The sequence below is a fragment of the Pseudomonas sp. IT-P260 genome (assembly GCF_949768395.1).
Classification (GTDB): Bacteria; Pseudomonadota; Gammaproteobacteria; order Pseudomonadales; family Pseudomonadaceae; genus Aquipseudomonas; species Aquipseudomonas parakoreensis.
Genome location: NZ_CATKPO010000011.1, coordinates 563,926 through 584,719, shown reverse-complemented (window position 1 = coordinate 584,719; position 20,794 = coordinate 563,926). Strand labels below are relative to the sequence as shown.

Annotated in this window: 18 protein-coding genes; 10 read left to right on the top strand and 8 right to left on the bottom strand. The window is 62.4% G+C overall.

From position 1 onward, the window contains the following. Positions 1 to 359: 359 nt before the first annotated feature. The 6 genes from ACM6HV_RS09560 to pilG all read right to left on the bottom strand — a co-directional run bounded on the left by ACM6HV_RS09560 (position 360) and on the right by pilG (position 10,336). Positions 360 to 830, bottom strand: a complete 471-nt coding sequence (locus ACM6HV_RS09560; protein WP_027610587.1) for a chemotaxis protein CheW — start codon at positions 828 to 830, stop codon at positions 360 to 362. Continuing rightward, positions 823 to 6,735: an Hpt domain-containing protein gene (locus tag ACM6HV_RS09555; RefSeq protein ID WP_414904052.1), complete on the bottom strand. Its 5,913-nt coding sequence runs from the start codon at positions 6,733 to 6,735 to the stop codon at positions 823 to 825. Before ACM6HV_RS09555 ends, ACM6HV_RS09560 begins: the two co-directional genes overlap by 8 nt. Positions 6,736 to 6,746: 11 nt before the next feature. Further along, positions 6,747 to 8,801, bottom strand: coding sequence for a methyl-accepting chemotaxis protein (locus ACM6HV_RS09550; RefSeq protein WP_047297130.1), 2,055 nt, complete (start codon positions 8,799 to 8,801; stop codon positions 6,747 to 6,749). Positions 8,802 to 8,955: 154 nt separating this feature from the next. After that, on the bottom strand, positions 8,956 to 9,495 hold the full coding sequence (locus ACM6HV_RS09545; RefSeq protein WP_414904051.1) for a chemotaxis protein CheW: 540 nt from the start codon (positions 9,493 to 9,495) through the stop codon (positions 8,956 to 8,958). Between the two features lie 10 nt (positions 9,496 to 9,505). Beyond that, positions 9,506 to 9,871 carry a twitching motility response regulator PilH gene (pilH, locus tag ACM6HV_RS09540; protein WP_047297146.1) on the bottom strand — a complete coding sequence of 122 codons (366 nt, stop codon included), beginning with the start codon at positions 9,869 to 9,871 and terminating at the stop codon, positions 9,506 to 9,508. A gap of 60 nt (positions 9,872 to 9,931) precedes the next feature. Beyond that, on the bottom strand, positions 9,932 to 10,336 hold the full coding sequence (pilG, locus tag ACM6HV_RS09535; RefSeq protein ID WP_041063509.1) for a twitching motility response regulator PilG: 405 nt from the start codon (positions 10,334 to 10,336) through the stop codon (positions 9,932 to 9,934). Between the two features lie 225 nt (positions 10,337 to 10,561). Between pilG and gshB the strand changes: the two genes are divergently transcribed. The 7 genes from gshB to ACM6HV_RS09500 all read left to right on the top strand — a co-directional run bounded on the left by gshB (position 10,562) and on the right by ACM6HV_RS09500 (position 16,609). Then, positions 10,562 to 11,533, top strand: coding sequence for a glutathione synthase (gene gshB, locus ACM6HV_RS09530; RefSeq protein WP_041063511.1), 972 nt, complete (start codon positions 10,562 to 10,564; stop codon positions 11,531 to 11,533). A 106-nt stretch (positions 11,534 to 11,639) separates the two neighbouring features. After that, on the top strand, positions 11,640 to 12,539 hold the full coding sequence (locus ACM6HV_RS09525; RefSeq protein ID WP_041063513.1) for an energy transducer TonB: 900 nt from the start codon (positions 11,640 to 11,642) through the stop codon (positions 12,537 to 12,539). 172 nt (positions 12,540 to 12,711) lie between these two features. Continuing rightward, the gene (locus ACM6HV_RS09520) at positions 12,712 to 13,284 is read left to right on the top strand and encodes a YqgE/AlgH family protein (protein ID WP_011336368.1); all 573 of its coding nucleotides are present in this window, start codon (positions 12,712 to 12,714) and stop codon (positions 13,282 to 13,284) included. Beyond that, positions 13,284 to 13,721 (top strand): Holliday junction resolvase RuvX, encoded by a 438-nt coding sequence (ruvX, locus tag ACM6HV_RS09515; RefSeq protein WP_003229101.1) that lies wholly within the window; start codon positions 13,284 to 13,286, stop codon positions 13,719 to 13,721. The genes ACM6HV_RS09520 and ruvX overlap by 1 nt, the downstream gene beginning before the upstream one ends. Positions 13,722 to 13,801: 80 nt before the next feature. Next, the gene (gene pyrR / locus ACM6HV_RS09510; protein ID WP_121187653.1) at positions 13,802 to 14,308 is read left to right on the top strand and encodes a bifunctional pyr operon transcriptional regulator/uracil phosphoribosyltransferase PyrR; all 507 of its coding nucleotides are present in this window, start codon (positions 13,802 to 13,804) and stop codon (positions 14,306 to 14,308) included. A 28-nt stretch (positions 14,309 to 14,336) separates the two neighbouring features. Further along, positions 14,337 to 15,341, top strand: a complete 1,005-nt coding sequence (locus ACM6HV_RS09505; RefSeq protein WP_041063517.1) for an aspartate carbamoyltransferase catalytic subunit — start codon at positions 14,337 to 14,339, stop codon at positions 15,339 to 15,341. Continuing rightward, complete coding sequence (locus ACM6HV_RS09500) at positions 15,338 to 16,609, top strand: dihydroorotase (protein ID WP_414904050.1); 1,272 nt, start codon at positions 15,338 to 15,340, stop codon at positions 16,607 to 16,609. Before ACM6HV_RS09505 ends, ACM6HV_RS09500 begins: the two co-directional genes overlap by 4 nt. A 129-nt stretch (positions 16,610 to 16,738) precedes the next feature. On the opposite strand, the gene ACM6HV_RS09495 is transcribed toward ACM6HV_RS09500, so the two are convergent. Beyond that, positions 16,739 to 17,170, bottom strand: coding sequence for an NINE protein (locus ACM6HV_RS09495; RefSeq protein ID WP_007964113.1), 432 nt, complete (start codon positions 17,168 to 17,170; stop codon positions 16,739 to 16,741). A 248-nt stretch (positions 17,171 to 17,418) separates the two neighbouring features. Between ACM6HV_RS09495 and ACM6HV_RS09490 the strand changes: the two genes are divergently transcribed. Further along, entirely contained in the window at positions 17,419 to 18,045 is a 627-nt protein-coding gene (locus ACM6HV_RS09490) for a C40 family peptidase (protein WP_108591856.1), read from the top strand. A gap of 121 nt (positions 18,046 to 18,166) precedes the next feature. Here ACM6HV_RS09490 and ACM6HV_RS09485 read toward each other — a convergent pair whose 3' ends face one another. Then, on the bottom strand, positions 18,167 to 19,201 hold the full coding sequence (locus tag ACM6HV_RS09485; RefSeq protein WP_414904049.1) for a type IV pilus twitching motility protein PilT: 1,035 nt from the start codon (positions 19,199 to 19,201) through the stop codon (positions 18,167 to 18,169). A gap of 56 nt (positions 19,202 to 19,257) precedes the next feature. On the opposite strand from ACM6HV_RS09485, the gene ACM6HV_RS09480 reads away from it, so the two are divergent. Then, positions 19,258 to 19,944, top strand: coding sequence for a YggS family pyridoxal phosphate-dependent enzyme (locus ACM6HV_RS09480; RefSeq protein ID WP_414904048.1), 687 nt, complete (start codon positions 19,258 to 19,260; stop codon positions 19,942 to 19,944). Between the two features lie 28 nt (positions 19,945 to 19,972). Then, positions 19,973 to 20,791, top strand: a complete 819-nt coding sequence (gene proC / locus ACM6HV_RS09475; RefSeq protein WP_414904047.1) for a pyrroline-5-carboxylate reductase — start codon at positions 19,973 to 19,975, stop codon at positions 20,789 to 20,791. Positions 20,792 to 20,794 lie beyond the last annotated feature (3 nt).

The window sequence follows — 20,794 nt, the reverse complement described above, 5'->3', positions numbered from 1 at the left end:
GATTAACCACGGGCTGCTAAACCCGATCACTGGGAATCAGTGACGGGATCAAGTTACGCAGGCTGCCGAGGGCGCACAAGCCGGCGGATTCTGGTGCATGCGTAGGCAGCGGCGCAAGAATTTGTAGGCCGATGAGGCGTAACACTGAGTGTCTTTAAACAGCTGTGCTGGAAAGTGTTTATTGCGCTACAGAAATCGGACTTTATTTGTAGGAATCGGGTGAAGCGACTGGCGCCTTCGCGAGCAGGCTCGCTCCCACAGGGGATCTGTGTCGTGTCCAAAATCTGTGTTCACTGAAGATTCAATGTGGGAGCGAGCCTGCTCGCGAAGAGGCCAGTCAGGGCAGCACAAAGGCTGGATCAGTGAACCAGCCCAGCCTCCACCAACAACTGCTCCAACCCCAACAAATCCGGGACCTTGGCCACCTGTTCCCCGACCTGCACCGCCGCCTGCTCCAGCGCACACAACGGCACATCGACATAACTTAACTGGCTGTCGAGCTTGTACGAACGCGGAATACCTTGCACCAGCAGCGCAATGAATTTCAGCTGCGGCAACCCACCGAGAGCATTGAGGATGACGATCCGCGCGCGTTCGCCGATGACGATTTTCTGCCCGCAGGCCGACTCGAAACTCAGCAGCGGGATCTGCCGCTCACGCCAGCTCACCCGCCCCAGGTACCACGGCGGCGTGTCCAGATCGAAGGCGCTGGCCTGGTAGTCGATCAGCTCGGCCACGGCGACGTTGGGCAGGATCAGGTTGCGGTCGGCCAGTGGCAGCAGCAGGCCGGTGAGTTGGCTGGTGCGCGCGTTGTGGCGGCGCTCATGCATGTTTCTTGCTCCAGTGGGCAATGCTTTCGAGCAGCACCGATTCCTGATACGGCTTGCCGAGGTAGTCGTTGACGCCGATGGCCATCGCGCGGTCGCGGTGTTTCTGCCCGGTGCGCGAGGTGATCATGATGATCGGCAGGTGCTGCAGGCGTTCGTCGTGGCGCACCTGGGTGGCGACTTCGAAGCCGTCCATGCGCGGCATTTCAATGTCGAGCAGCATCAGGTCGGGCATGTGTTCTTCGAGCAGCAGCATCGCGTCGACACCGTCCTTGGCGGTCAGCACGTTCATGCCGTGGCGTTCGAGCAAACGGCTGGTGACCTTGCGCACGGTCACCGAGTCGTCGACCACCATAACCAGCAGTGGCTTCTGCGGTTCGCTGTCGATTTCCGCCTGCGCCGGACGCTGTGCAACCCGCGCCTGCATCGCGCGGATCGGCGCGAGCAAATCAAGAATCAGCACCACCCGGCCATCGCCGAGAATCGTCGCCCCGGACACGCCCTGCACCGCCGCAAACTGCGGGCCGAGGCTCTTGACCACAATCTCGCGAGTGCCGGCCATCGCATCGACCTGCACCGCGATGTGCCGGTCATTGCACTGCACCAGCAGCACCGGCAATGGCAGGCTCTGGCCGAGCAGTTTGGGGCGTGGCACGGTTTTCAGCAGCTCGCCCAGATAACACAATTCATAGCGCTGACCGGCGTAGTGGTAGCTCGGCGGATCGTTGCGGTAGTGCGCTTCCAGATCATTCGGCAACACCCGGACGATGCCTTCGATGGTGTTCAGCGGAATCGCATACTGATCCTCCCCGCACTGCACCATCAGCGCGCGGTTGACCGACACGGTGAACGGCAGACGAATCCGGAAATGCACGCCCTGCCCCGGCACCGAGTCGATGCTCATGGTGCCGCCGAGCTGACGGACTTCTTCGTGAACCACGTCCATGCCGACGCCGCGCCCGGAAATCTGGGTGATCTTTTCCGCCGTGGAGAAACCCGGCTGCAGGATGAACTGCAGCACGTCGCGGTCGCTGAGTTCGGCGTCCGGTGCGAGCAGGCCACGCTTGATCGCCTTGCGCCGCACCGCTTCCAGCGGCACCCCGGCGCCGTCGTCGCGAATATCAAAAACGATGTCGCCACCCTCGCGGGTCAGGTCCAGGGTGATCGTGCCCTGCGCCGGTTTGCCCGCCGCCAGCCGCACTTCGGCCGACTCCAGACCATGGTCGACGGCGTTGCGCAGCATGTGCTCCAGCGGCGCGGCCATGCGCTCCAGCACGTTGCGATCCATCTCGCCTTCGGCGTTGCCGATGATGAAGGCGACGTCCTTGTTCAGCTCTTCGGCGACCTGCCGCACGATGCGTTTCAGGCGCGGCAGCATCCGCTCGAACGGCACCATGCGCGTGCGCATCAGGCCTTCCTGCAATTCGGTATTGATCCGCCCCTGCTGCTGCAACAGGTTCTCGGCGTCGTGATTGCGGCGCTCGAGAGTTTCCTTGAGGTCAAGCAGGTCGGAAGCGGATTCGAACAGCGCCCGCGACAGTTGCTGCAACTGCGAATGACGATCCATTTCCAGCGGGTCGAATTCTTCGTAACCGAGGCGTTCGGCATCGACTTGCTGACGGCTGAGAATCCGCCCCTGGGTTTCGGTGTCGAGCCGGCGAAGCTGATCGCGCATGCGCTCGATGGTGGTTTCCATCTCGTTCAGCGCGGTTTGCGCATCGCTGACTTGCTGCTCGATACGCCCACGGAAAATCGAGGTTTCCCCGGCCAGGTTGACCAGCTCATCGAGCAGTTCGGCGGAGACCTTGACCATGTCCGCGCCGGCATCAGCGGCGGGTGCCGCAGGCTCGGTCTTGGCCGGAATCGGCAGCAACGGCGGCGTGTCGGGGGTCGCCGGATGGCTGAAATTCTGGATCGCATTGATCAGCCGATCCGCCGGCGGGCAAGGCTGCCCGGCGCGCACGCCGTCGAGCATCTGCGCCAACCGGTCATGCCCGCGCTGCACCAGCGCGAACAGTTCGGCGGACGGTTGCAGCACGCCGGTGGCGAGGCTTTCGTAAAGGAATTCGAGCTCATGGGCGAGGTCGCCGATCGGGCCGATCTCGACCATCCGCGCGCCGCCCTTGAGCGTGTGCAGATTGCGCAGCAGGGTTTCCACTTCCTGCCGATTGCCCGGCTCGGCCTGCCAGCGCAGCAGCGCCGCACCGGAGCTTTCGATGATGTCGAAACCCTCTTCGAGGAAGATGTCCAGCAGCTCCGGATCATGCGCCGCGCTGTCTGATTCAGCCGTCGGTTGCGCCGCTTCGGCAGTACCGGCGGCGCCCTGGCGGAACTGGCGGAGCGTCTCGATCAGATCCTGCGCCGGGCGCAATGGTTGATGCGCCTGCAACTGCTCCAGCAACAAGGCCAGGCGGTCATGGCCCTTGTGCAGCAAGCGGCCCAGCGCTTCGCTGTGACTGTAGCGACGATCCACCAGCCCCTCATAAAGGCCTTCCAGCTCATGGGCCAGATCGCCGATGGCATCGACCTCGGCCATCCGCGCACCGCCCTTGAGGGTGTGCAGATCGCGCTGCAACGACGACAGCGGCGCAGCGTTGTCCGGGTCGCTCAACCAGCGTTGCAAGGCTTGCCCGGCACTGTCGAGAATGTCCACCGCTTCTTCGAGGAAGATCTCGACGATCTCGTCGTCCGGCGCCGTCTCGGCATTGGCGTGGGCGAGTTCGGCGGTGGCGGCACCCAGTTCGCTGATGTTCAAGGTGCGACTGCCGTCGCTGCGGATCAGCCCCATCGCTGACGGGTCGAGGCTTTCATCGAGCAGTTCGTGCAAGGCGCGGATACGCTGCGGCTGCGGGGTGATTTCCTGGCCGGCAGCCAGTTCGTCGAGCATGTTGATCAGCGCTTCGTGGGCGCTTTGGGCTTCGTGGAAAAACCTGTCGCTGACCGCCAGGCTGCTTTCTTCGACGGCGCCATAGAGGTCGAGCAAGGCTTCGCACAACACATCCACCGGCAGCAGATCGGCGAGGTGCGCGCCTTCGCCCAAAGTGGTCAGCTCATCCAGCAGCGCGCTGAGTTCCTGGCGCTCGCCGGGGTGTTGCTGCCAGCGTTGCAACAGGCTTTCGGCGTCGAGCAGGATGTCCATGCCCTGGGCGAGGAAGTTGTTGATCAGTTGCGGATCGCGCTTTATTCGCAGGCCGGTGGTCGGCGCGTTGAGGATCGCTTCCAGTCGTTCGGCCAGCAGCGTTTCGGTGCGTTTGATCAGCGACTGCGCACCGACAATCGGCGCCAGCGGATCGTGCTTGAGCTGGCGCAGACCGACGCGGAACAGGCCTTCGGCTTCGAGGAGCAATTCCACTTCATCCAGATCCAGTGGCAACTGATGCGCCTTGAACTCGCGCGCCAGTTTATCCAGCGGCGCGGCCAGTTCGGCAATCGGCAATACGCCGGCCATCGACGCACTGCCCTTGAGCGTGTGCAAGGCGCGCTGCAATTCGTCGCTGGCCGGCAGCGGCACATGCTCGGCGGCCTGATCGAGGAAGCGGTTGAGGCTGGCGAGGTGGGTTTCGGCCTCGTTGCGAAAGATCTCCAGCAACAGCGGATCGAGGGCCGCCACATCGTCGACGTCTTCGGCCGCCAGCGGCTCGACACCTTTGGCCAGCGCATGCGCGCGGGCCGCCAGTTGATCGACATCGCTGCGCTGACGCTGGCGCTGCGTGGCGAATTCGCTGATCAGTTCCGGCAGCAGCAACACCGTGTCAGTGAGCAACTGCTGCACCTGCACGCCAGGTTCGACGCTGTGTTCCAGCACGCGGTTGAGCAGGTTTTCCACCGCCCAGGCCAGTTCGCCAAGGATCAGCGCACGCACCATGCGCCCGCTGCCCTTCAAGGTGTGAAAAGCGCGGCGCAGCTCGGTCAGGGCGGCGCGGTCGTGGGTGTCAGCCGTCCAGCGCGGCAGGTATTCGTGCAGGACTTCGAGCACCTCGTCGGTCTCTTCGAGGAACACTTCGCGCAGTTCATCGTCCACCGGTGCTTCATCGACCGGCGGCGGCATCAGGCTGCCGGGGGTGATCAAGGCCGGCGGATTGACCACCGACACCGGGCTGGCCAGCACCTCGGCCAGCGACTGCACGGTCTGCGGATCGTCCAGCGCCTGCAGGTCCTGCATCACCAGCGCTTCGCTGGGGCTGAGTACATCGTCGAGCAACGGCACGTGAGGTTCGCCGGGTGGCTCGTCAGGAAAGAAACCGAGGCTGGCGAGGCTCTTCTGTGCAACATCCAGCAGTTGTTCATTCGGCGCTTGCGGGTCGTCGCTCAGGCGTTCGAGGTAATACTCGAGGCTGGTGATGACGTCGGCCAGATTATCCAGTTGCTGCCAGCCCGGCTGGTGCGGATCCAGCAGCAGGTGTTCGCGAATGAAGCTGTTGCAGGCCTCGACCAGACTCGCCGCACGGCTCAGCGGAATCATCGCCAGCGCGCCGCGCACCTGGGTCAGCAACTCCGGCAACGGTTGCAGTTGCTGGCGATCCCAGTCGGCGTCGATGTAATCGACGATCATGTCCTTGGCCTGTTGCAGGCAGATGCGCGCTTCCTTGATCACGATCTGATGGATCTGTGTCAGGTCGGTGGTCGGCAGGCGCGCGTCTTCGGGGCTTTCCGGCTCTACGGTGCCGACCATTCCGGCGAGGTTGGCTTCGACGTAGAGCAGCGCGCCGGCCACGTCCATCAGGGTCGCGTCATTCGGCTCGCGCTGGCCCTGAGCGAGGCTGAGGACCACCGCCAGTTGATCGATGATGACTTTGCGCGGCTGACCAAAACCGAGCACCGCGAGGGTGTCGGCGATCTGCCGCAGCGGCGCCAGCAGGCTCTCCAGATCAGCAATGTGCTGACGGTCGCTGCGCACGAACAGGTCGAGGCGCTCCTTGACCCGCACCAGCTCTTCGCACAGCGCCGCCAGCACCGAGCGCATCGCATCGCGGTCGGGGCCGGCCAGGCGCGCGCGTTCTTCGTCGACCATCGCGCTGTCGGGCAACGCGTCGTCCAGGGAGTAGCGATCTTTCATGGTCAGCATCTGCCCGGTGGGATGTTCGGCTTTGGCAATATAGAACAGCAGGCTTTTCAGCAGCTCCGGCGGAGGCGGCTGATTGAGGCCGCGCGGGCCTTGTTCGAGCAGGCGCTTGAGTTCCTTGTCGGCGTCCTTGAACAGGCTGCGCAAGGCCGGGCTGTTGGCGATGGCGCCTTCGCGCATGCCTTCGACCAGCGCTGAAGCGACCTGCCACAGCGGGCTCAACGGCGCATTGGCGCTCAGCGCTTCGAGGCGCTGGAAGACTTTCGCCAGGTAGTCGAGGTGGGTCTGGTCGTCCTGCTCGCGCAGCAACCCGACCAGCGCCATCTGCAGCATCTGGCGCAACTTTCGCAATACGTTGGGCAATTCGGCCGGCTCCAGCGCGGCCAGCGCTTCTGCGCTCAACGGCGGCAAGTCCGGCAGTGGCGGGCTGAACAGGCTGGTTTCCGAGAGCAGGCTTTCACCGCGCGCACTGCGCAGATCGTTGATCAGCGGCAGCACCACCAACGGCAAGTCGCGGCGGGCGCTCTGCACCCGATCGAGATAGATCGGCAATTGTCCGAAGGCTTGCAGCAACAAATGCAGGGCTTCGTCGCGGTGGCTGACGCGCCCTTGCTGCAGGGCTTCGACCAGATGCTCCATTTCTTCGGCCAGCAGCGCCGCGCCGTAGAACTCGACCATCTGCAAACTGCCGTGCACCTGATGGATATAGCCCAGGCACTCATCCAGCCCCGGTGCGGCCTGCGGGTCATCGAGCACGGTTTCAATCGCTTGATGCGCCTGCCTCAGCGTTTCGGCAATTTCACCCTTGACCCATTCGAGGGCCACGTAGTCGTGCCGGTCCCCCATAACCACTCCACTCACGCCTTGTCCGTCGCGGACGCCGACGGCAAGGTGAAACCGGATACCGAACGGCGCAGCTGACTGGCCATTTTCGCCAGGTTGCCGATGCTCTCGGCGGTGGCGGTCGAGCCGGACGAGGTCTGCGAGGTGATCTGCTGGATCACGTTCATCGTCAGCGAGATTTGCCCGGCCGACGAGGTCTGCTGCTGCGCCGCGTTGGAGATGCTCTGGATCAGCGCGGCAAGGGTCTTCGATACCCCTTCGATTTCTTCCAGCGCCACCCCGGCATCCTGCGCCAGTCGCGCGCCGCGCACCACTTCGGTGGTGGTCTGCTCCATGGAAATCACCGCTTCGTTGGTGTCGGTCTGAATCGCCCGCACCAGGGTTTCGATCTGCCGGGTGGCGGCGGACGAACGTTCGGCCAGTCGCTGCACTTCATCGGCAACCACGGCAAACCCGCGTCCGGCGTCCCCGGCCATCGACGCCTGAATCGCCGCGTTGAGCGCGAGGATGTTGGTCTGGTCGGCGATGTCGTCGATCAGGCTGACGATGTCGCCGATTTCCTGCGACGACTCGCCGAGGCGCTTGATGCGTTTGGCGGTGTCCTGAATCTGTTCACGAATGTTGTCCATGCCGTGGATGGTGTTGTGCACCACCTCGTTGCCCTTGTTGGCAATTTCCACGGAACGCTCGGCCACCGCCGAGGATTCAGCGGCGTTGGCCGACACCTGATCAATCGACTGGGCCATGTCGCTGATCGCCGTCGAAGCTTCGGAAATCTGTTGCGCCTGATGCTCCGAGGCTTGGGCCAGATGCATGGCAGTGGCCTGGGTTTCCTGCACGGCGGCAGCCACCTGGCCGGCGGTGAGGTTGATGGTCGCGACCAGATCGCGCAGTTGATCGACCGAATAGTTGATCGAGTCGGCGATGGTCCCGGTGAAGTCTTCGGTCACCGAGGCGGTCACCGTCAGGTCACCGTCGGCGAGGTCTTCGATCTCGTCGAGCAGGCGCATGATCGCGTTCTGGTTACGCTCGTTCTTCTCGGCGGTCTCGCGCAACTGGCGGTTGGTTTCGCGGACCATGACCATGCCGATCAGGATGATCGAGGCCAGCGCCAGCAAGCCCAGGACGTAGCCGCCAATGGTGTCGGTGCTGCGTCCGCCGGCAAGGTTTTCGAAACCGCTGGCGAGGTGCGAAGCCTCGTCGAGCAGGGTCTGCGACAGGCTGAAGATGTTGCTCGCCGATTCACGGACCTTGAACAGCTCCGGCGAGGTTTCAAGGATTTCGTCCACGGAGCCGGAGACGAACTGGAACAGCTCGGAAATTTCACTCAGGCGTGCGCGGGCATCGCGGTCTTCGACCTGGCTGATTTTCAGGGTCGGGTTGCCCTGCAGCATGCCGTTGAGCACCTGGCCGAAACGGGTGGCGTCGCGGCCAAAAGCGTCGGCGGCCTGCTGCGAATTTTCGTCGCCAGCGAGCACGGTGTTGACCGCGCCGAGAATGCGTTCGGCCAGCAGCGATTGACGCTGGGCCATCGCCACTTGCGCCGCCGGGGCGCCGCGTTGCAGGAGGATTTCGACGACTTTTTCGTATTCGATCTGCAACTGCGGCACAGTTTCGGCCAGGGTCGCGGCGACCTGATGCAGCGAGAGTACGGTCTGTTCGCTGGAGAGAATCGCGTCGGTGTTTTTCAGCAGGCGTTCCCAGTCCAGCTGCACGGCGCGCATTTCCGGGCGCACGGTGGCGGGCGCGGGTGGCAGGCCGGTGGCCGGGTCGCCCTTCTTCAGGTAACCCCAGCGCTGGGCAAAATCGTTGCGCGCATCGCTCAGCAGCTTGAACGCAGCGGCCTTGCCGGCGGCGGCCTCGGTGGCGTTCTTGGCGATGCGTTGCGACAGCACGCGCAGCTCACCGGCGTGGCCGATGTACTGCTTGTCGTAATTGGCCTGGGTGTTGAGGTAGGCGAAGTTGGCGAACAGCAGCATGATGAACACGATCAGTGCGATGAACAGCACGATGATCTGCGAGCGACTGCGCGACCCTTCTGCCGACTTGCCTGTTTTTGCTTTTGTCATCGGTCCTCGCCCTTAACCCACATCTTTGAGGCCTGCTGCAATCCCTGTGGGAGCGAGCCTGCTCGCGAAAGCGTCGGGTCAGCCAATATTTATCTTGCCTGACACGCCCTCTTCGCGAGCAGGCTCGCTCCCACAGGGGACAGTGTTGAATCTGTTATATCGCGACGCTCATGAACACCGGCGATTTGGCCAGCGCAAACAGGCTGAACACCCGCCAGTTCTGCTCGCGCCGGAAATAGCCTTTGACGAACTCGGCCTTGGAACCCTGGCGTTTGCTGATCGAGATCGGTTCGAAGCTGTCCTGTTCGAAATGCTGCAGACCGAACACCTCATCCACCAGCAGCCCGGCGAACACGTCGTTGTGCTCCACCACCAACACCCGCCGCTGTTTGCGCAGCGGTGACAGCTCGTGGCCGAAGAAGCCGCACAGGTCCATGATCGGCAGCAAGCGCCCACGCAGGTTAGCCACCCCTTTGACCCACGGCTTGACCCCGGGCAACTGAGTGCAGCGCGGTTCGTGCAGCACTTCGCTGACTTCGCCCATCGGCGTCACGTACCAATGCTCACCGAGGCGAAAGCCGATGCCGCTCCAGCGATCCTGACGGCCGGGCTGCGACGGCAGGTCCGCCGCCAGCAGGCGGCAGCGCTGGTCAATCTGCCACAGCAGTTCGAACGCGGTCAGCGATTCGCTCATGGTCGCGCGATCAACCGGCCAGCACGTTGTTCAGAGTCTTGATCAGCATGTCTTCTTCGACCGGTTTGGTCAGGTAATCCCTGGCGCCCTGGCGGGTGCCCCAGACCTTGTCGGTTTCCTGATCCTTGGTGGTGATGATGATCACCGGGATATGGCTGGTCTCGGCATCCTTGGTCAACTGGCGGGTGGCCTGAAAACCGTTGAGGCCGGGCATGACGATGTCCATCAACACCGCGTCGGGTTTTTCCTGACGGGCCAGGGCCACGCCGTCGGCGCCGTTTTCGGCCTTGAGCACTTCATGGCCGTGCTTTTCCAGCATGCCGGTGAGTTTGTACATTTCAGTCGGCGAATCATCGACGATCAGGATACGTGCCATGGTCTTCCCCATTTTTCTTGTCGACTCCCGGCCCGCTGGCCGAGCGTCACTGTACGTGTCTTACTGCGGCAAAACGGCGGCAAAGCCCGGAACGTGGGCCTGAATCGCGTCGAGCAGTTCTTCCTTGCTGAAAGGCTTGGTCAAAAATTGATCGGAACCGACAATGCGCCCCTTGGCCTTGTCGAACAGCCCGTCACGCGACGACAGCATGATCACTGGCGTGGCCTTGAACGCACTGTTGTTCTTGATTAAAGCGCAGGTCTGATAACCATCCAGACGCGGCATCATGATGTCGACAAAAATGATCCCGGGGTGGTTGTCTGCGATCTTGGCCAACGCGTCGAAGCCGTCGATGGCCGTGATGACTTCGCAGCCCACATTCTTCAACAGCGTTTCGGCGGTGCGACGAATCGTTTTCGAGTCGTCGATCACCATGACCTTCAAGGCGCTGGACTGCTGTTCCATAAGGGGGCTCTACCGTCGCCTTTGCGAATCAAATTGTCCGTTTTGCGATGAGTAATGGCTGGAAACCCTTGATGCTCAAGGGCCAGCACGCTATGCCAGCCTTTTTAGCACAGTCTCCAGATGCAATCTATCGACGGGTTTTTCCTTGACCGAAAACCCGCCCGGAGCCACTCTGGCGGCACTTTTTCAATACCGATCCGGTAGCCAATTTTCGAGGAAAACCCAATGAGCGTTCGCGTCGGGATTGTCATGGACCCTATCGCCAGCATTTCCTATAAAAAGGATAGCTCGCTGGCCATGCTGCTGGCCGCGCAGAAACGTGGCTGGGAACTGTTCTACATGGAACAGCGCGACCTGTATCAGGCCGAAGGTCAGGCCCGGGCGCGCATGAAGCCGCTGAAAGTCTTCGCCAACCCGGAAAAATGGTTCGAACTGGACGCCGAGCAGGACAACCTGCTAAGCGACCTGGACGTGATCCTGATGCGCAAGGATCCGCCGTTCGACATGGAGTTCGTCTATTCCACCTACCTGCTGGAACAGGCCGAAACCGCCGGCGTGCTGGTGGTCAACAAACCGCAGAGTCTGCGCGACTGCAACGAGAAGCTGTTCGCCACGCTGTTCCCGCAGTGCACGCCGCCGACCATCGTCAGCCGTCGTCCGGACGTGCTGCGTGAATTCGCCGACCACCATGGCGACGTCATCCTCAAGCCGCTGGACGGCATGGGCGGTTCGTCGATCTTCCGTCATACCGCCGGTCACCCGAACCTGTCGGTGATCCTTGAAACCCTGACGCTGCACGGCAAGCAGCAGATCATGATTCAGGGCTACCTGCCGGCCATCGTCGACGGCGACAAACGTATCCTGATGATCGACGGCGAGCCGGTGGATTACTGCCTGGCACGGATTCCGGCCCAGGGCGAAACCCGTGGCAACCTCGCGGCCGGTGGTCGTGGCGAAGCGCGGCCGCTGACCGACAAGGATCGCTGGATCGCCGCGCAAGTCGGCCCGACCCTGCGTGAGAAAGGCCTGCTGTTCGTCGGTCTGGATGTGATCGGTGAGCACCTGACGGAAATCAACGTCACCAGCCCGACCTGCATCCGCGAAATCGACAACGCGTTCGGCACCGACATCGGCGGCATGCTGATGGACGCGATCGACAAGAAGCTGCAAGCCGCCGGCAAAAAGCCACAAGCTTGATGCACGTCACTGCAGTCTGTCGCTTGAAGCGTGAAGCCCAAGGCGTGAAACCAACATTGCGTTATCATGCGCAGCCTCTGAAAAACGCGATGTTGGTTTTCTTGTCATGACCCTCCCGTCCGATCTGCCCGCAGAACTCGCCCAGCGTGGCGTGCGCCCGGCCGATCGCCTCGGCTTTACCCTGTTTCTGGCGGCGCTGATTCATTTGGCGCTGCTGCTCGGTGTGGGCTTCACCATGGTCGAGCCCAAGCAGATCAGTAAAACCCTGGAAATCACCCTCGCCACCTTCAAGAGCGAAACCAAGCCGAAAAAGGCGGATTTTCTCGCTCAGGAAAACCAGGAAGGCAGCGGCACCCTCGACAAGAAGGCGATTCCCAAGACCACCGAGGTCGCGCCGTTCCAGGACAATCAGGTCAAGAAGGTCACCCCGCCACCGGCCGCCAAGCCGGAAGTGCGCGAAGCAGCGCCCAAGGCTGCGGTGACCACCGTGGCGCCGAAACAGCAAAAGGCGCCGACCAAGAAAGAAGAAACCAAAACCGAAACCAAGCCTGCGGTCAACGCGCCGACATTCGACAGCTCGCAGCTGTCCAGCGACATCGCCAGCCTCGAAGCCGAACTGGCCAACGAACAACAGCTATACGCCAAGCGCCCGCGGATTCACCGCTTGAGCGCGGCCTCGACCATGCGCGACAAGGGCGCCTGGTACAAGGATGACTGGCGCAAGAAGGTCGAGCGCATCGGCAACCTCAATTACCCGGAAGAAGCGCGGCGCAAGCAGATTTACGGCAACCTGCGCCTGATGGTTTCGATCAACCGCGACGGCTCGCTGTATGAAGTGCTGGTGCTGGAATCCTCCGGCCAGCCGCTGCTGGATCAGGCGGCGCAGCGCATCGTCCGGCTGGCGGCACCGTTCGCGCCGTTTACCGGCGATCTGTCGGATATCGACCGACTGGAAATCATCCGCACCTGGAAATTCGCCCGGGGCGACAAACTCTCCAGCAATTAAGAACACCGCAAAACCCCTGTGGGAGCGAGCCTGCTCGCGAATGCGGCGGATCAGCTACATCAATATTGAATGACACACCGCTTTCGCGAGCAGGCTCGCTCCCACATTGCATCGGTGTGTCACCTGCATCTCCAGCTTGTCAGTTCGCCCCTTGAACGCCACACTATCGCTCATGAAAAACGTCAGCCCCAGCTACCTCAAGCATCATTTCCTGATCGCCATGCCGCACATGGCCGACCCGAACTTTGCCCACACCTTGACCTACATCGTCGAGCACACGGCCAATGGCGCCATGGGGCTGGTGGTCAATCGACCGCAAGAGCTGAATCTGGCTGACATCCTCGAGCAATTGCGCCCGGACATCGATCCGCCAGCGCTGTGCCAGCATGTGCCGATCTTCATCGGCGGCCCGGTGCAGACTGATCGCGGTTTCGTCCTGCACCCGGCCGGCAAGACCTTTCAGGCCACCGTTGAGCTCGAAGGTGATCTGGCGCTGTCCACTTCGCAGGACGTGCTGTTCGCCATCGCCGACGGCGTGGGCCCGGCAAAAAGCGTGATCACCCTCGGCTACGCCGGTTGGGAAGCCGGGCAACTGGAAGCCGAGCTGGCCGACAACGCCTGGCTGACCTGCCCGTACGACGCCGACATCCTGTTCAACACCAGCAGCGAGCTGCGTCTGGAAGCGGCGGCACGGCATCTGGGGATCAACCTCAGCCTGCTGACCAGTCAGGCGGGGCACGCCTGATGGCCCTGCGCCTGATTCTCGGCTTCGACTACGGCACCAAACAGATCGGCGTTGCGGTCGGCCAGGTGATTACCGGCCAGGCCCGTGAGCTGTGCACCCTGAAAGCGCAGAACGGCGTGCCCGACTGGAATCAGGTCGAAGCGCTGTTCAAGGAATGGAAGCCCGACGCCGTGGTGGTCGGCCTGCCGCTGAACATGGACGGCACGCCCAGCGAGATGTGCCTGCGCGCGGAGAAATTCGCCCGCCGCCTCAATGGCCGCTTCAATGTGCCCTTCTATACCCACGACGAACGCCTGACCACCTTTGAAGCCAAGGGTGAGCGACTGGTGCGCGGCGGGCAGAAAGGCAGTTACCGCGACAACCCGGTGGACGCCATCGCCGCCGCTCTGCTGCTGCAGGGCTGGCTCGATGAAAACACTGCATTGTTTGAATCCTGACAAGCGCTTCGGCGCTTTTCTTTTGAGCTACGACCCGAGCCGCGTCCAAGGACCTGGCTCGGCCCCAAGAAGGAGCAACCATGAGTCTGCCCAATCCCGCCGATCTGATCAGCCAGATGGCGACCCGCCTCAAGGCGCACCTTGCACAGCGTGATATCCGCGAGCCGCGTTACATCGGCATTCGCACCGGTGGTATCTGGGTCGCACAGGCCCTGCTCAAGGAACTGGGCAGTGACGCGCCGCTGGGCACGCTGGATGTTTCCTTCTACCGCGACGACTTCAGCCAGAACGGCCTGCACCCGCAAGTGCGTCCGTCGGCCCTGCCCTTCGAGATCGAAGGCCAGCATCTGGTGCTGATCGATGACGTATTGATGAGTGGCCGGACCATCCGCGCCGCCATGAACGAACTGTTCGACTACGGCCGGCCGGCCAGCGTGACCCTGGTCTGCCTGCTCGACCTGGACGCCGGCGAGCTGCCGATCCGTCCGAACGTGGTGGGTGCGACCCTGTCGCTGGCTGCCAATGAGCGGGTCAAGCTGTCCGGCCCGGAGCCGCTGACGCTCGAACTGCAAGACCTGAATTCCTAACCCGCCCTTATTGAGAGTCCCCCTCGCGATGACGCCTCTAGATACCAAGCGCCCGCTGCAGCTCAATGATCAGGGCCAGCTGCGCCACTTCCTCTCGCTCGACGGCCTGCGCCGCGAGTTGCTGACGGAAATCCTCGACACTGCCGACTCGTTCCTCGAAGTCGGAGCCCGGGCGGTGAAGAAGGTCCCGTTGCTGCGCGGCAAGACCGTGTGCAACGTGTTCTTCGAAAACTCCACCCGCACCCGCACCACCTTCGAACTGGCGGCCCAGCGGCTGTCGGCGGACGTGATCACCCTGAACGTGTCGACTTCGTCGGCCAGCAAAGGTGAAACCCTGCTCGACACCCTGCGCAACCTCGAAGCGATGGCCGCCGACATGTTCGTGGTGCGCCACGGTGATTCCGGCGCCGCGCATTTCATCGCCGAGCATGTCTGCCCGCAGGTGGCGATCATCAACGGCGGCGACGGCCGTCATGCGCACCCGACCCAGGGCATGCTCGACATGCTCACCATCCGTCGGCACAAGGGCGGTTTCGAAAACCTCTCGGTGGCGATTGTCGGCGACATCCTGCACTCGCGGGTCGCGCGCTCGAACATGTTGGCCCTGAAGACCCTCGGTTGCCCGGACATCCGCGTGATCGCGCCGAAGACTCTGCTGCCGATCGGCATCGAGCAGTACGGCGTCAAGGTCTACACCGACATGAATGAAGGCCTGAAGGACGTCGACGTGGTGATCATGCTGCGCCTGCAGCGTGAGCGCATGAGCGGCGGCCTGCTGCCGAGCGAAGGCGAGTTCTATCGCCTGTTCGGCCTGACCACCGCACGTCTGGCCGGGGCCAAGCCTGATTGCATCGTCATGCACCCGGGGCCGATCAACCGTGGCGTGGAAATCGAGTCCGCGGTGGCCGACGGCCCGCACTCGGTGATCCTCAACCAAGTCACCTACGGCATTGCGATCCGCATGGCCGTGCTGTCCATGGCCATGAGCGGGCAAACAGCGCAACGTCAATTCGAGCAGGAGAACGCCCAGTGAAGCTCAGCATTCTCGGCGCCCGCGTCATCGATCCAAGCAGCGGCCTGGATCAAATCACCGATATCCACGTTGAAGCCTGCAAGATCGTCGCCCTCGGCGCCGCACCCGCCGGTTTCACCGCAGTGGAAACCATCGACGCCAACGGTCTGGTTGCAGCACCGGGCCTGGTCGATCTGAACGTCGCCCTGCGCGAACCGGGCTACAGCCGCAAAGGCAGCATCGCCAGCGAAACCCGCGCCGCGGCGGCTGGCGGCGTGACCAGTCTGTGCTGCCCGCCGAAGACCAAACCGGTGCTCGACACCTCGGCCGTGGCCGAACTGATCCTCGACCGCGCTCGCGAAGCCGGCAACACCAAGGTGTTCCCGATTGGCGCGCTGAGCAAAGGCCTGGACGGCGAACAGCTGGCAGAGCTGGTGGCGCTGCGCGACGCCGGGTGTGTGGCGTTCGGCAATGGTCTGGAGAGTTTCCGCAACACCCGCACCCTGTGCCGGGCACTGGATTACGCGGCCACTTTCGACCTGACGGTGATCTTCAATTCGCAGGATCACGACCTGGCCGATGGCGGTCTGGCCCATGAAGGCGCGGTCGCCAGTTTCCTTGGCTTGCCGGGCATTCCGGAAACCGCGGAAACCGTGGCCCTCGCTCGCGATCTGCTACTGGTTGAGCAGACCGGCGTGCGCGCGCACTTCAGCCAACTGACCAGCGCGCGCGGCGTGGCCTTGATCGCTCAGGCGCAGGCCCGTGGCTTGCAGGTCACCGCAGATGTCGCTCTGTATCAGCTGATCCTTACCGATGAAGCGCTGATCGACTTCAGCAGCCTGTATCACGTGCAACCGCCGCTGCGCACCCGCGCCGACCGCGATGGTCTGCGTGAGGCAGTGAAATCCGGCGTGGTGTCGGCGATCTCCAGCCATCACCAGCCGCATGAGCGCGACGCCAAACTGGCGCCGTTCGGCGCGACCGAGCCGGGCATCAGCAGTGTTGAATTGCTGCTGCCGCTGGCGATGACGCTGGTTGAGGATGGCTTGCTGGATCTGCCAACCCTGCTGGCGCGCCTGAGTGCCGGGCCTGCGGACGCGCTGCGTTTGCCGGCGGGCAAATTGGAAGTCGGTGGTGCGGCGGATATCGTGCTGTTCGACCCGAAAGCCTCCACCGTGGCCGGCGAAGGCTGGCTGTCGAAGGGCGAGAACTGCCCGTTCCTCGGGCACAGCCTGCCGGGTGTGGTGCGCTATACGCTGGTGGACGGGCGGATCAGCCACCAGGCCTGAAAAGCAAAAGATCGCAGCCTGCGGCAGCTCCTACAGGGAAAATGCATTCCACCTGTAGGAGCTGGCGAAGCCTGCGATCTTTTGATCTTCACTCCGCATCGCCCCAATCGCCAGCAGGCTGGTGAAAACTTACTGAAACGCGCCGCGATTCTGCGCGTTGCGCACCGACACCTGATCATTCAGGGTCCAGAAGTCATACAGCACACCAATAAAGAACAACCCGCCTGTCAGCAGATACAGCAACCCGCTGATCCACTTGCCCTGGTACATCCGGTGCACGCCGAACACGCCCAGGAACGTCAGCAGAATCCACGCCACGTTGTATTCGATCGGCCCTGCGGTGAAACGCAGATCCGCCTCGCGATCCATCGCCGGGATCAGGAACACGTCGATCAGCCAGCCAATGCCCAGCAGACCGAAGGTGAAGAACCAGATCGTCCCGGTCACCGGCTTGCCGTAATAGAAGCGGTGAGCGCCGGTGAAACCAAAAATCCACAGCAGATAACCGATGATTTTGCTGTGCGTATCCTGCGGTGCAGCGACCTGCTGATAGCGGTTCATGAAGACCTCGATTCACTCGATAGATAAATTTTCTTTAATTCTTTGTGACTTTTTTACAGGGAGCCGACGTACGGCAAATGTTACTGTGTCGTCCGTCAAAGCCTTATACCACCGGACTTCTGTCGGACAATCGCGTCCATTTGCCGCTTGTTTGGTTCCGTTGCCTCCCGATTGAATCGACCAACGGCCTCGGAAGGGACAAAAAAGCTGTTATAAAGTTGCGCGCTACCACCTAAGAGCCACGCCTAATGCGACCATTTTTCAAGACATGGCTAACTATTTGCCTATTAATGCCACTGGCCGCCCACGCCACCAATCGTGAGCAACGTCTTCCCAACGTCAACGGTTTCACCCCTAAATCCCATGCTTCGGCTCCTTCGAGCAAGAGCAGCAAACAAACGAAACACACCACGCTCGCCAGCAAGAGTCACGGCAAGCTGGTGCCACCGATGGCCAACAAGGAAAGCAGCAACGTCCTGAGCCGTGCGGTGAACGTCCTCGGTACTCCCTACCGTTGGGGCGGCAGCAGCCCAAGTAAAGGCTTCGACTGCAGCGGTCTGGTCAAATATGCGTTCAACGATGCCACGTTCGACCTGCCACGCACCTCTAACGCCATGGCCAGCGGGCATGGTGAGAAAGTCGAACGCAAGGACCTGAAACCGGGCGACCTGATTTTCTTCAACATCAAGAGCCGCCGGGTCAACCACGTTGCCATCTACCTGGGCAACGACCGCTTCATCCACGCACCACGCCGTGGCAAAGCGGTCAGCATCGATACGTTGAACAAGCCGTACTGGGAACAGCACTACGTGGTTGCCAAACGTGTACTGCCGAAAGAGCCGGCCGGCAAGCAGATGCGCGTGGTTCAGCGCTGAAACACGATCAACTGTGGCGAGGGAGCTTGCTCCCGCTGGGCTGCGCAGCAGCCCCAAAATCTTGTGAGCGCTACGCGCTCAAGCGGGAGCAAGCTCCCTCGCCACAGGCGTAATCCAGCCTTTAGAAATTATCCGGCGTACGCGCCTTCTCCCGCGCATGCTCGCGGCTGATCAAGCCCTTGGTCACCAGCTCCTTCAGGCACATGTCGAGTGTCTGCATCCCCAGCGACCCACCAGTCTGAATCGCCGAATACATCTGCGCCACCTTGTCCTCGCGGATCAGGTTCCGGATCGCCGACGTTCCCAGCATGATCTCGTGCGCCGCCACCCGCCCGCCGCCGATTTTCTTGATCAGCGTCTGCGACACCACCGCCAGCAGCGACTCGGACAACATCGAACGCACCATGGACTTCTCGTCGCCCGGGAACACATCGACAACCCGGTCGATGGTCTTGGCGGCTGAAGTGGTGTGCAGCGTGCCGAACACCAGATGCCCGGTCTCGGCGGCAGTCAGTGCGAGGCGGATGGTTTCCAGGTCGCGCATCTCGCCCACCAGAATCACATCCGGGTCTTCGCGCAGCGCCGAGCGCAATGCCGTGGCGAAACTGCGGGTATCGCGATGGACTTCGCGCTGATTGATCAGGCATTTGCGCGATTCGTGGACGAACTCGATGGGGTCTTCGATGGTGAGAATGTGATGATGGCGATGGGTGTTGAGGTAGTCGATCATCGCCGCCAGCGTGGTCGACTTGCCGGAACCCGTCGGCCCGGTCACCAGCACCAGCCCGCGTGGCGCATCGGTGATCTTGCGAAACACCTCGCCCATGGCGAGGTCTTCCATGCTCAGCACTTTCGACGGAATGGTGCGGAACACAGCGCCGGCGCCACGATTCTGGTTAAACGCATTGACCCGAAAACGCGCGACGCCGGGAACCTCGAACGAGAAATCCGTTTCCAGGTGTTTCTCGAAGTCGACGCGCTGGGTGTCGTTCATGATGTCGTAGATCAATTCGTGCACTTGCTTGTGATCCAGCGCCGGCAGATTGATCCGCCGCACATCGCCATCGACGCGGATCATCGGCGGCAGACCGGCCGACAGGTGCAGGTCGGAAGCGCCCTGTTTGGCGCTGAACGCCAGCAGTTCAGTGATATCCATAGCGTCCCTCAATTCCAGTAGAATGCCGCGAACCTTCAGACCGCCGGCGCCTCTTGATGTCCACGATAGCAGACAACATTCTCCAGGTTAGTTCGCGTATCCAGGCCGCGACCAAAGCGGCCGGTCGTGACGAACACAGCGTCCAGTTGCTCGCCGTGAGCAAAACCAAACCCGCGCAGGACCTGCGTGAAGCCTACGCCGCCGGCCTGCGTGACTTTGGCGAGAACTATCTTCAGGAAGCCTTGGGCAAACAGCTCGAACTGGCCGACCTGCCCTTGATCTGGCACTTCATCGGCCCCATTCAATCGAACAAGACTCGCGCTATCGCCGAGCATTTCGACTGGGTGCACTCCGTGGATCGCCTGAAAATTGCCCAACGCCTGTCCGAACAGCGCCCGGCCGAGCTGCCGCCGCTGAACATCTGCATTCAGGTCAACGTCAGCGGTGAAGCCAGCAAGTCCGGCTGCACCCCGGCCGACCTGCCGGCGCTGGCCGAGGCCATCAGCACCCTGCCCCGGCTGAAATTGCGCGGGCTGATGGCGATTCCCGAGCCGACCGAAGATCGCGCCGAACAAGACGCCGCTTTTGCTGCCGTGCAACGTTTGCAGGCCAGCCTGAATCTGCCGCTCGACACACTTTCCATGGGCATGAGCCACGACCTCGAGTCGGCCATCGCCCAAGGCGCCACCTGGGTGCGGATCGGTACCGCGCTGTTTGGTGCCAGAGATTACGGTCAGCAATGACCGACAGCCATCTGAAAAAGGACCTGACATGAGCAACACACGTATTGCCTTTATCGGTGCCGGCAACATGGCCGCCAGTCTGATCGGCGGCCTGCGCGCCAAGGGTCTGCAAGCCAGCCACATCCGCGCCAGCGATCCGGGCGAAGAAACCCGCCAACGCGTCAGCGCCGAACACGGCATCGAAACCTTCGCCGACAACGCGCAAGCCATCGACGGCGTCGACGTGATTGTGCTGGCGGTCAAGCCACAGGCGATGAAAACCGTGTGCGAAGCCATCCGTCCAAGCCTGAAACCGCAGCAACTGGTGGTATCGATCGCCGCCGGCATCACCTGCGCGAGCATGACTGCGTGGCTCGGCGAGCAGCCGATCGTGCGCTGCATGCCGAACACCCCGGCGCTGCTGCGTCAGGGCGTCAGCGGTTTGTACGCCACCAGCGAAGTGACTGCCGAACAGCGTCAGCAGGCTGAAGAGCTGCTGTCCGCCGTGGGCATAGCGCTGTGGCTGGACGAAGAGCAGCAACTCGATGCCGTGACCGCCGTCTCCGGCTCCGGCCCGGCGTACTTCTTCCTGCTGATCGAAGCGATGACCGCCGCTGGCGTCAAACTCGGCCTGCCGAAGGAAATCGCCGAGCAACTGACCCTGCAAACGGCGCTGGGCGCCGCGCACATGGCGGTATCCAGCGATGTCGACGCTGCCGAACTACGCCGTCGCGTGACGTCGCCAAATGGCACCACAGAGGCCGCGATCAAATCATTCCAGGCTGACGGCTTCGAAGCCCTGGTTGAAAAAGCACTCGGCGCCGCCGCGCACCGCTCGGCCGAAATGGCCGAACAACTGGGCAAATAAGGA

What these genes read in the sequence shown, in the direction of transcription:
- gshB (WP_041063511.1), top strand. Translation starts at nt 10,562, where the DNA reads ATGAGCGTTCGCGTCGGGATTGTCATGGACCCTATCGCCAGCATTTCC.
- ACM6HV_RS09520 (WP_011336368.1), top strand. Translation starts at nt 12,712, where the DNA reads ATGAAAAACGTCAGCCCCAGCTACCTCAAGCATCATTTCCTGATCGCC.
- ACM6HV_RS09555 (WP_414904052.1), bottom strand. Translation starts at nt 6,735, where the DNA reads ATGGGGGACCGGCACGACTACGTGGCCCTCGAATGGGTCAAGGGTGAA.
- ACM6HV_RS09480 (WP_414904048.1), top strand. Translation starts at nt 19,258, where the DNA reads ATGTCCACGATAGCAGACAACATTCTCCAGGTTAGTTCGCGTATCCAG.
- ACM6HV_RS09490 (WP_108591856.1), top strand. Translation starts at nt 17,419, where the DNA reads ATGCGACCATTTTTCAAGACATGGCTAACTATTTGCCTATTAATGCCA.
- proC (WP_414904047.1), top strand. Translation starts at nt 19,973, where the DNA reads ATGAGCAACACACGTATTGCCTTTATCGGTGCCGGCAACATGGCCGCC.
- ACM6HV_RS09550 (WP_047297130.1), bottom strand. Translation starts at nt 8,801, where the DNA reads ATGACAAAAGCAAAAACAGGCAAGTCGGCAGAAGGGTCGCGCAGTCGC.
- ACM6HV_RS09545 (WP_414904051.1), bottom strand. Translation starts at nt 9,495, where the DNA reads ATGAGCGAATCGCTGACCGCGTTCGAACTGCTGTGGCAGATTGACCAG.
- pilH (WP_047297146.1), bottom strand. Translation starts at nt 9,871, where the DNA reads ATGGCACGTATCCTGATCGTCGATGATTCGCCGACTGAAATGTACAAA.
- ACM6HV_RS09485 (WP_414904049.1), bottom strand. Translation starts at nt 19,201, where the DNA reads ATGGATATCACTGAACTGCTGGCGTTCAGCGCCAAACAGGGCGCTTCC.
- ACM6HV_RS09525 (WP_041063513.1), top strand. Translation starts at nt 11,640, where the DNA reads ATGACCCTCCCGTCCGATCTGCCCGCAGAACTCGCCCAGCGTGGCGTG.
- pilG (WP_041063509.1), bottom strand. Translation starts at nt 10,336, where the DNA reads ATGGAACAGCAGTCCAGCGCCTTGAAGGTCATGGTGATCGACGACTCG.
- ACM6HV_RS09495 (WP_007964113.1), bottom strand. Translation starts at nt 17,170, where the DNA reads ATGAACCGCTATCAGCAGGTCGCTGCACCGCAGGATACGCACAGCAAA.
- ACM6HV_RS09505 (WP_041063517.1), top strand. Translation starts at nt 14,337, where the DNA reads ATGACGCCTCTAGATACCAAGCGCCCGCTGCAGCTCAATGATCAGGGC.
- ACM6HV_RS09560 (WP_027610587.1), bottom strand. Translation starts at nt 830, where the DNA reads ATGCATGAGCGCCGCCACAACGCGCGCACCAGCCAACTCACCGGCCTG.
- pyrR (WP_121187653.1), top strand. Translation starts at nt 13,802, where the DNA reads ATGAGTCTGCCCAATCCCGCCGATCTGATCAGCCAGATGGCGACCCGC.
- ruvX (WP_003229101.1), top strand. Translation starts at nt 13,284, where the DNA reads ATGGCCCTGCGCCTGATTCTCGGCTTCGACTACGGCACCAAACAGATC.